Origin of the sequence: Phenylobacterium sp. (genome assembly GCF_044236515.1) — a bacterium.
GTDB lineage: Bacteria > Pseudomonadota > Alphaproteobacteria > Caulobacterales > Caulobacteraceae > Phenylobacterium.
This window is the reverse complement of sequence record NZ_JBIIGK010000126.1, coordinates 1-8789: the sequence shown is the minus strand read 5'-3', so window position 1 is coordinate 8789 and position 8789 is coordinate 1. Positions and strand designations below refer to the sequence as shown.

Genomic DNA, 8789 nt, shown 5'->3' with positions numbered 1-8789 from the left:
GTGATGAACAGAATCGGGAAGGACCCGCGCGTCATCCGCAATCTATAGGGCTGTGGCCGCTGGCGCTCCACCGCCCGCTCGCCCAAATTGCCGTTATGAACCGCATCGCCCGCCTTTCCAGCCGCGCCCTGATTGCCGTCGACGGCCCCGACTGGCGCAGCTTCCTTCAGGGTCTGATCACCCAGGATGTCGAGACTGTGGCGCCGGCCGAGGCGCGGTTCGGCGCTCTGCTGACGCCGCAGGGCCGGCTGCTGTGGGACCTGTTCGTGGTCGGCCGGGCCGACGGTTGCTGGCTCGACGTCGCGGCTGACGCGCGCGAGACCATCCTCCAGCGCCTGGCGATCTATCGCCTGAGGGCCAAGGTCACCCTGGCCGCGGACGACGCGCCGGCGTTTGCGGCCTTTGGCGCCAATGCCCCGCCCGGTCCCGATTGGCTCGCCGACCCGCGACTCGCCGACCTCGGCTGGCGCGGTTACGGCGTCGCGGCCGCGGCCGACGCGACCGAGGCCGACTACGAGGCCCACCGCCTGGCCCTCGGCGTTCCCGGCCCGGCGGACTGGGGCTCGGATCGCACCTATCCCATCGAGGCCAACTTCGACCTCCTCGGCGGCATCGATTTCAAGAAGGGCTGCTTCGTCGGCCAGGAGACCACCTCGCGCATGAAGCGGCGCGGCCAGGTCAAGTCGCGGATGCTGCCGATCGTCTTCGACGGTCCGCGGCCCGCCCCCGGGGCGGAAGTGCTGGTCGGAGAGCTGCGCGCCGGCGAAGCCCTGTCCGCCGCCGACGGCCGGGCCATGGCCCTGCTGCGGCTCGACCGCATCGAGGCGGGCGGCCTCGCCGTTGACGGCCGCCCTGTCCGGGTCGAGCGGCCCGCCTGGTTCGTGCAGGCTCTTGGGGATAAGGCGGCCTGAAGCGGCGGCTGCGACGCGACGCCCCTTGAGGTTCCCGGTCGCCTCGGCTGAGAGTGCGGCCGATGACGGTTCCGGATCCGCATGCCCTCGATGGCCGCCGCTGCGCCTGGCCGGGCATGGTCGGAAACGCGCTGTACGAGCGCTATCACGACACCGAGTGGGGCGTGCCGGAGTACGACTCCCGCGCCTTGTGGGAGAAGCTGGTCCTTGACGGCTTCCAGGCCGGACTGGCGTGGATCACCATCCTGCGCAAGCGCGACGCCTTCCGCGCCGCCTTCGACGGCTTCGATCCAGAGATCGTCGCCGGCTACGGCGAGGCCGACCGGGCACGACTGATGGCCGACGCCGGCATCGTCCGCTCAAACGCCAAGATCGACGCCGCCATCGCCGGCGCCCGGATTTATCTGCGGATGCGCGACCGTGGCGAAGACTTCTCCGAGTTCTGCTGGAGCTTCACGGACGGCAAGGTCGTGCAGAATCGCCGCGCCTCGATGGCCGACATTCCGGCCCAGACCCCGCTCGCTGTCGAAGTCTCCAAGGCCCTGAAAGCCCGCGGCTTCAAGTTCGTCGGCCCGGTGATCGTCTACGCCTGGATGCAGGCGGTCGGCATCGTCAACGACCACCTGACCTGCTGTGCGCGGCATGACGACGTCAAGGCGTTGGCCCGTGGCTAAGGGCCCGACCATGCTGCTGGAGAAGGCCTTTGTCGGCGGCCTCGTCTGCGGCGTCGACGAGGCCGGTCGCGGTCCCTGGGCCGGTCCGGTTTGCGCCGGGGCGGTGATTCTCGATCCGAACCCGCGCAAGATCCCCAAGGGGCTCGACGATTCCAAGAAGCTCAACGCCCGGACGCGCGAGACGCTGGAGGTCGAGATCAAGGCCAGGGCGGTCGCGTGGGGCGTCGGCTTCGCCTCTGTCGAGGAGATCGCCAGCCTCAACATCCTGCATGCCACGGGCTTGGCCATGTGCCGGGCGATCGAGGCGATGTCCGTCCAGCCGACCTTCGCCCTCGTCGACGGCAACTACCGCTTCAAGCTGCCCTGCGAGGTGAAGACCGTTGTCGGCGGCGACGCCAAGTCGAAGTCGATCGCCGCCGCCTCCATCCTGGCCAAGGTGGCGCGCGATCGGCTGATGACCGAGATGGACCTGGTCTATCCCGGCTACGGCTTCGCTAGTCACAAGGGCTACAACGCACCGGCTCACCAGAAGGCCTTGCGAGAACTCGGCCCCTGCGAAATCCATCGAATGACATGGACTCCGGTGAAAATGCTACTCGCGGGCGAAGGCGGCACGCAGGAAGAACTACCTTTCGGCGAGTAAACTGAAGCGGCAAGGATTGCTTAATCCGCCGTCCTGCTAGTCGCGGCTTCGCGAAGGGCGCCGCAATGCTGCAAGTCATCGGTTGTGTGACTGAAAACCACGACCTCGGATTGGTCTTCGTCTCGGCGGTGATTTGCGCCGTGGCGTCGTGCGCGGCCTTCGGCTTCCACCGCCAGAGCCGCAAGGCTCGAGAGGGCCTGCGATCGAGCTGGCTGATCCTCGCCGCCCTCGTCGCCGGGTCGGGCGTTTGGGCGACCCACTTCATCGCCATGCTCGCTTACCAACCGACTCTCAATGTCGCCTACGAGCCGATCGGCACCATCGCCTCTCTGCTGCTGGCGATCCTCGGGATGGCGGCGGCGTTCACTCTGTCGCTGCGCCGCCCTGACCTGCTCGGGGTCGTCGAAAGCGGCGTCGCCGCCGGGCTCAGCATCGCCGCCATGCACTATGTCGGTATCGCGGCGATCCGCACCAACGCGGCGCTGACCCTGGCGCTGGTGCCTGTCGTCGCCTCGATCGCCCTCGCCATCCTGGGCGGCGTCGCCGCCTTCGCCGCCGCCCGTCGGCGCTCGTGGATCGTCGCCGCGCCGATGTTCCTGTTCGCCGTCTGCGGCCTGCATTTCACGGCGATGAGCGCGGTGGTGCTGACCCCGGATCCGACCATCCTGGTCCACGGTCCGGCTATTGGCCGGACCCTGCTCGCCGTCGCTACGACAGTGCTCGCCGGCCTCATTCTGACCGCCGCGGTGGCCCTGGTGATGATGGAGCGGCTCGCCCAGCGCGCCGCCCTGCAAAGCGTGCGCGGCGCCCTCGACACGGTTCCGGCCGGCCTCGTCTTCTATGACGCTGAGGGCCGGTTGCAGAACTGGAACCACGCCATGGACGGCTTCATGGCCGACATTGGCGTCACGCCGCGCGTGGGCATGAGCCGTAGCCTGATCCTGTCCCAGGCCAAGGCGGCGGGCTGGTTCGATTTCGCCGACGCTGACGCTCTCTCCGACGCCGGCGAGTGGCGCAGCCGCGCGGCCGAATTCCGCCTGCCGGACCACCGCTGGATCCGCCGCGAGGACTTTCCCACCGCCAGCGGCGGCGGCGTCACCGTCCTGACCGATGTCACCGAACAGCGGCTGCAGACCGAGGCCCTCGCCGCCGCCCGCGACGCCGCCGAGGCGGCGAGCCGCGCCAAGAGCGCCTTCCTGGCCAACATGAGCCACGAGATCCGCACCCCGCTGAACGGCGTGCTCGGCATCGCCGATGTCCTGGCCCATAGTGGTCTATCGCCGAAACAGGCCGAGCTGGTCGGGGTCATGCAGTCGTCGGGCGCCCTGCTCAACGCCTTGCTGACCGACCTCCTCGACCTCGCCCGCGTCGAGGCCGGGGTCGAGGCTCTGGAACCGGAACCGGCCAACCTCGCCGCCATCGTCTCGTCGGCGGCCGACCTGTTCTCCGGCCGGGCGGCGCAGAAGGGCCTGAAGCTGCGCGCGGCCATCGATCTCGGCGAGGAGACCTGGGTCAATTGCGATGGCCGGCGCCTGCGTCAGGTGCTCGGCAACCTCCTGAACAACGCCGTGAAATTCACCGACGCCGGCGAGGTGATGATCTCGGCGGTGCGCTGCGACGACAAGGTGATGTTCGCCGTCACCGACACCGGCCCGGGCTTCGACGAGGCGACCAAGGCTGGCCTGTTCGGCCGCTTCCAGCAGGCCGACGACAGCTCCACCCGCCGGCACGGCGGCGCGGGCCTCGGCCTCTCGATCTGCCAGGAATACATCCGCCTGATGGGCGGCGAGCTCGACTGCGTCAGCGTCCCGGGCCGAGGCTCGACCTTCGCCTTCACCCTCGACCTGTCGCCGATCGCCACCCCGGCCGATGCCGCGGCCGAGCCGCCGAGCGCCGAGAGCGGCGGCTTCCGCGTGCTGGTCGTCGACGACAACGCGGTCAACCGCAAGGTGCTCGGCCTGATCCTGGAATCGGCCGCCATCGGCCATGTCGACGTCGAGGACGGCGCCCAGGCTGTGACCGCGGTCGAGGGCGGGGCGTTCGACGCCATCCTGATGGACCTGCAGATGCCGGTCATGGACGGCCTGGAAGCCACGCGCCGCATCCGTGCGCTGGAGCAGCGTGACGGGCGGCCGCGCACGCCGATCTTCATGGTTTCCGCCAACTGCCTGCAGGAGCACATGGACGCCGGGCTCAGCGCCGGGGCCGACGGGCATTTGTCGAAGCCGGTTTCCGTGTCGGAACTGCTGGCCGCCCTCGGGCGTCCGCGGCCGGCGCAGGCGGAGGCGGCTTAACCTCTCGTTGACCATAGCCGTTAGGTCGGCCTTCACCACGTCGGGCGATCCTGCGCCTTCTGATCCAAGGGCCGTCCCTCAAGGTTTTGGCATGCGCGTTCCCGTCGACACCATCATCCAGGGCGATTGCCTGGAGGAGCTTGCGAAGCTCCCCGACCGCTCGGTCGACCTGGTGTTCGCCGACCCGCCCTACAACCTCCAGCTCGGCGGCGACCTTCTGCGGCCGGACAATTCCAAGGTCGACGCCGTCGACGACCACTGGGACCAGTTCGAGAGCTTCGAGGCCTACGACGCCTTCACGCGTGCGTGGCTCAAAGAATGCCGCCGGGTCCTCAAGGACGAGGGCGCCTTGTGGGTGATCGGCAGCTACCACAACATCTTCCGGGTCGGCTCGGCGCTGCAGGACCTCGGCTTCTGGATCCTGAACGACATTGTCTGGCGCAAGGCCAACCCGATGCCGAACTTCAAGGGTACGCGGTTCACCAACGCCCACGAGACGCTGATCTGGGCGTCCAAGGCGCGCGGCGGCCGGCGCTACACCTTCAACTATGACGCCATGAAGATGGCCAACGACGAGCTGCAGATGCGCTCCGACTGGACGTTGCCGCTGTGCACCGGCGAGGAGCGGCTCAAGGACGAGACCGGCGCCAAGGCCCATCCGACCCAGAAGCCTGAAGCCCTGCTGCATCGGGTGATCCTGGCGTCGACCAAGCCGGGCGACATCATCCTCGACCCCTTCTTCGGCACCGGCACCACCGGCGCCGCCGCCCGCCGTCTCGGCCGCAAGTTCATCGGCATCGAACGCGAGGCCGACTACGCCAAGCTGGCCAAGGCCCGCATCGCCAAGGTGATCCCGGCGACGGCCGAGGAAATGGTCGTCACCGGCTCGAAGCGCGCCGAGCCGCGCGTGCCGTTCGGCCAGATCGTGGAGGCCGGCCTGCTGCGCCCCGGCGACGTGCTCTATTGCTCGAAGGGCCGCAACGCCGCCCGCGTCCGCGCCGACGGCAGCCTCGTGGTCGGCGAGATGGCCGGCTCCATCCACAAGGTCGGGGCGATGGTGCAGTCGGTCCCCGCTTGCAACGGCTGGACGTACTGGCACTTCAAGTCCGACGCGGGCCTGGCTCCCATCGACGTCCTGCGGGCCAAGGTCCGCTCGCAGATGCCGGCCTAAAGCAGGTTCGCCAGGCCGGCCCGGGCCGCCTTCAGGAATACGCTCGGCAGGCCGTCGAGGTCGCGCCGCCGGCTCCAGATCACCTCGCGCCCGTCGCCCTCGGCCCGCAGCAGCTGCAGGGTCAGGGTGAAGTGGGTGAAGCCGTGTTCGACCTCGCCGACGTGACGCCAGTCGGCGTCGCTCGGCGCCGCCGCCAGCGCCTCGTCGGGCGTCCACGCTTCGCTTCGCCAGTCCGAAGTCGGCAGCGCCAGCATGCCGCCCAGCAGCCCGTCGGGCGGCCGACGGACCAGGGCGATTTCGTCGCCCCGCGTCAGGATGTACGCCACCCCATGGCGATGCGGCCGCACCGCCTTGGCCGTCTTGCGGGGATAGGTCTCCGGCGCGCCGGCCGCGAACGCCGCGCAGTGGGCGGTCAGCGGGCACCGCTCGCACAGCGGCGCCTTGGGCCGGCAGACGGTCGCGCCGAGGTCCATCAGCGCCTGCGCCCAGTCGCCGGGCCGCGCGTCGCGCACCAGTTCGCCCGCCAGCCGCTTCAGCTCGGGCTTGGCGGCCGGCAGAGGCGTCTCGACGGCGAACAGCCGGCTGACCACCCGCTCGACGTTGCCGTCGACGACGTTGGTTGGCCGGTCGAAGGCGATCGCGCCCACCGCCGCCGCCGTGTAGGGGCCAAGGCCAGGCAGGCTTCGCAGCCCCGCCTCGGTGTCCGGGAACACGCCGCCATGGTCCGCGGCCACCGCGCGGGCGCAGGCCAAGAGGTTGCGGGCGCGGGCGTAATAGCCGAGCCCGGCCCAGGCGGCCATCACCTCGGCGTCTGGTGCTGCGGCGAGGTCGCCGATCGTCGGCCAGCGGGCGGTGAACTTCAGGAAATAGGGCGTCGCGTGCGGGACGGTGGTCTGCTGCAGCATCACCTCCGATAGCCACACCCGGTAGGGATCGCCCCGCACACCGGCCGCGTGCGCCGCCGGCCCCACCCGCCACGGCAGGTTGCGGGCGTGGGCGTCGTACCAGGACAGCAGCGCGCGGCGGATCGTCTCGACGGTCACCATTCCCCCTTAGCGCCCGCCCGCCGGCCCGGCTATTGTGGCGACATGTCCCGCCGCCCGCTGCCGACCCCGCAAGAGGCGCTCCGCATCCTGGCGGAGAAGCGGACGCGGCCACAGCATCGCCCGCCGCCGCCCGCCGGGCGCGGGCTCAACAAACTGCTCCGGGATCTCGACGACAAATACGGCCAGGGGCCCGGGGCGCTGCAGGCCCGCTGGCGCGAGGTCGTCGGCCCGGAGATCGCCCGCCGTACCGAGCCGGTCAAACTGGTCAAGGGCCGCAACGGCGGGCCCTCGTCCCTGGAGATCCGTGTCGCCGGGCCGTCGGCGGCGATCATTCAGCACCAGGCGCATGAGATCCTCGCGCGGGTGAACCTGTTCCTCGGGGGCGACGGGATTCAGAAGCTGCGCATCGTACAGGGACCCCTGCGCCACGCGCCGGAACCGCCCGTCGCTCGCCGCCGTCCGCCACCGCTCGACGCCGGCCAGGAGGCGCAACTTCTCCAGGGCCTCGCCGCCGCCCCGGACGGAAAGCTCAAGCAGGCGCTGGCCGCCCTTGGCCGCGGCGTCCTGCGACGCGGCGGTTGACCTGGGTGGCGTAGTGGGCGACGCACCGGGAATCGCGCTTTAATCTTTCATTCGGACTTTCACGAAGGGCGTTCGACCATGCTGAGCCGTCGTCTCCTCCTTGCCGCCGCCGCCGTCGCGAGCCTGGCGCTGGCCGGCTGTAACAAGGGTGGCGTCAACGGCCCGGCTGCGGGCGACATGTCCCTGGGCGATCCCAAGGCGCCGGTGAAGATGGTCGAGTACGCCTCGGTCAGCTGCAGCCACTGCGCGGCGTTCAACAACGAGGTCTTCCCGGCCTTCAAGGCCAAGTACATCGACACCGGCAAGGTCCACTACACGCTCAAGGAATTCCTCACCCCGCCGCAGGAAGTGGCCACCGCCGGGTTTCTGATCGCCCGCTGCGCCGGCGAGGACAAATACTTCGGCGTCGTGGACGCCATCTTCCACAACCAACAGGAAATGTTCACCACCGGCGACGTCCGCGGCGTCCTGCTGCGCATCGCCCAGTCGGCCGGACTGACCGAAGAGCAGTTCAACGCCTGCCTGACCGACGAAGCCGCCATCAAGGCCCTCGAAGGCCGGATGGAACGCGCCGTCCGCGAAGACCGCATCACCGGCACCCCGACCTTCGTCATCAACGGCGAGAAGCTGGCCTCGGGCGAAGTCACCCTGGCCCAGCTCGAAGCCGCGGTCGCCGCGGCCTCCAAGTGACCCTGTCGCTCAGCCGCCGGCGGACCCTGGCCCTCGCTGCGGCCGCCGCGGCCAGCGGCCCGGCCATGGCCGCCCCGGGCGTCGCCGCGCCGGACGACATGAGCCTCGGCAACCCCGCCGCCAAGGTGAAGCTTGTTGAGTACGCCTCGGTCACCTGCCCGCACTGCGCCCACTTCAACGCCACCATCTGGCCGGTCTTCAAGGCCAAGTACGTCGACACCGGCCGCGTGCATTACGTACTCAAGGAACTGCCGACCCCGCCTCTGCCGCTGGCCGCCGCCGGCTTCCTGATGGCCCGCTGCGCGGGCTCGTCGAAGTACTTCAAGGTCGTCGACGAGGTCTTCCGCAGCCAGCCCCGCTGGCAGACCGGCGACGTCCGCGCCATCTTCCTGGCCATCGCCCAGCAGAACGGACTGACCGAAGCCCAGTTCGAGGCCTGCCTGACCGACCAGCAGGCCCTCGCCCAGTTCGACGCCCGCGCCCGCCGCGCCGTGATGGACGACAAGGTAAGTTCCACGCCGTCCTTCTTCGTGAACGGTAAGCCGGTCAGCGTCCAATCCCTGGAAGACCTCGAAGCGGCCGTCGCCGCGGCGGGGGGCTAGGGAGGCTCGGGCCCGGTGCACTTCCAGCGGCTGCGCCTCTCGGGCTTCAAGTCCTTCGTCGATCCGACGGAGTTCCGCATCGAGCCCGGCGTCACCGGCATTGTCGGCCCCAACGGCTGCGGCAAGTCGAACCTGCTGGAAGCCCTGCGCTGGGTGATGGGCGCCAACTCGGCCAA

At 69.8% G+C, this 8789-nt stretch carries 10 protein-coding genes; 9 read left to right on the top strand and 1 reads right to left on the bottom strand.

All coding sequences use genetic code 11. From position 1 onward, the window contains the following. Positions 1 to 95: 95 nt before the first annotated feature. The 5 genes from ACILRF_RS12245 to ACILRF_RS12225 all read left to right on the top strand — a co-directional run bounded on the left by ACILRF_RS12245 (position 96) and on the right by ACILRF_RS12225 (position 5693). Positions 96 to 911, top strand: coding sequence for a YgfZ/GcvT domain-containing protein (locus ACILRF_RS12245; RefSeq protein ID WP_395673263.1), 816 nt, complete (start codon positions 96 to 98; stop codon positions 909 to 911). Positions 912 to 973: 62 nt separating this feature from the next. Continuing rightward, positions 974 to 1585, top strand: a complete 612-nt coding sequence (locus ACILRF_RS12240) for a DNA-3-methyladenine glycosylase I (RefSeq protein ID WP_395673257.1) — start codon at positions 974 to 976, stop codon at positions 1583 to 1585. 10 nt (positions 1586 to 1595) lie between these two features. After that, a complete protein-coding gene (locus ACILRF_RS12235; RefSeq protein ID WP_395673261.1) occupies positions 1596 to 2228 on the top strand; it encodes a ribonuclease HII in 633 nt (210 codons plus the stop codon). 65 nt (positions 2229 to 2293) lie between these two features. Next, positions 2294 to 4522, top strand: coding sequence for an ATP-binding protein (locus ACILRF_RS12230; protein ID WP_395673255.1), 2229 nt, complete (start codon positions 2294 to 2296; stop codon positions 4520 to 4522). Between the two features lie 91 nt (positions 4523 to 4613). Next, positions 4614 to 5693 (top strand): site-specific DNA-methyltransferase, encoded by a 1080-nt coding sequence (locus tag ACILRF_RS12225; protein WP_395673254.1) that lies wholly within the window; start codon positions 4614 to 4616, stop codon positions 5691 to 5693. Here the strand turns inward: ACILRF_RS12225 and mutY are convergent. Continuing rightward, positions 5690 to 6739, bottom strand: a complete 1050-nt coding sequence (gene mutY / locus ACILRF_RS12220) for an A/G-specific adenine glycosylase (protein ID WP_395673252.1) — start codon at positions 6737 to 6739, stop codon at positions 5690 to 5692. The two genes, ACILRF_RS12225 and mutY, sit on opposite strands and share 4 nt — an antisense overlap. Positions 6740 to 6781: 42 nt before the next feature. Between mutY and ACILRF_RS12215 the strand changes: the two genes are divergently transcribed. From ACILRF_RS12215 to ACILRF_RS12200, 4 genes are all read left to right on the top strand, one after another. Then, positions 6782 to 7321: a DUF721 domain-containing protein gene (locus ACILRF_RS12215; protein ID WP_395673250.1), complete on the top strand. Its 540-nt coding sequence runs from the start codon at positions 6782 to 6784 to the stop codon at positions 7319 to 7321. Between the two features lie 78 nt (positions 7322 to 7399). Beyond that, a complete protein-coding gene (locus ACILRF_RS12210) occupies positions 7400 to 8011 on the top strand; it encodes a DsbA family protein (RefSeq protein WP_395673248.1) in 612 nt (203 codons plus the stop codon). Further along, positions 8008 to 8613 carry a DsbA family protein gene (locus ACILRF_RS12205; protein ID WP_395673246.1) on the top strand — a complete coding sequence of 202 codons (606 nt, stop codon included), beginning with the start codon at positions 8008 to 8010 and terminating at the stop codon, positions 8611 to 8613. Before ACILRF_RS12210 ends, ACILRF_RS12205 begins: the two co-directional genes overlap by 4 nt. Before the next feature lie 15 nt (positions 8614 to 8628). Next, positions 8629 to 8789, top strand: a 161-nt coding sequence (locus tag ACILRF_RS12200; RefSeq protein WP_395673259.1) for an AAA family ATPase, incomplete at its 3' end; no start/stop codon positions are given.

Excerpts from the sequence above, each read along its gene's own strand:
- ACILRF_RS12210 (WP_395673248.1), top strand. The coding sequence starts at position 7,400 with ATGCTGAGCCGTCGTCTCCTCCTTGCCGCCGCCGCCGTCGCGAGCCTG.
- ACILRF_RS12230 (WP_395673255.1), top strand. The coding sequence starts at position 2,294 with ATGCTGCAAGTCATCGGTTGTGTGACTGAAAACCACGACCTCGGATTG.
- ACILRF_RS12240 (WP_395673257.1), top strand. The coding sequence starts at position 974 with ATGACGGTTCCGGATCCGCATGCCCTCGATGGCCGCCGCTGCGCCTGG.
- ACILRF_RS12235 (WP_395673261.1), top strand. The coding sequence starts at position 1,596 with ATGCTGCTGGAGAAGGCCTTTGTCGGCGGCCTCGTCTGCGGCGTCGAC.
- mutY (WP_395673252.1), bottom strand. The coding sequence starts at position 6,739 with ATGGTGACCGTCGAGACGATCCGCCGCGCGCTGCTGTCCTGGTACGAC.
- ACILRF_RS12245 (WP_395673263.1), top strand. The coding sequence starts at position 96 with ATGAACCGCATCGCCCGCCTTTCCAGCCGCGCCCTGATTGCCGTCGAC.
- ACILRF_RS12215 (WP_395673250.1), top strand. The coding sequence starts at position 6,782 with ATGTCCCGCCGCCCGCTGCCGACCCCGCAAGAGGCGCTCCGCATCCTG.
- ACILRF_RS12225 (WP_395673254.1), top strand. The coding sequence starts at position 4,614 with ATGCGCGTTCCCGTCGACACCATCATCCAGGGCGATTGCCTGGAGGAG.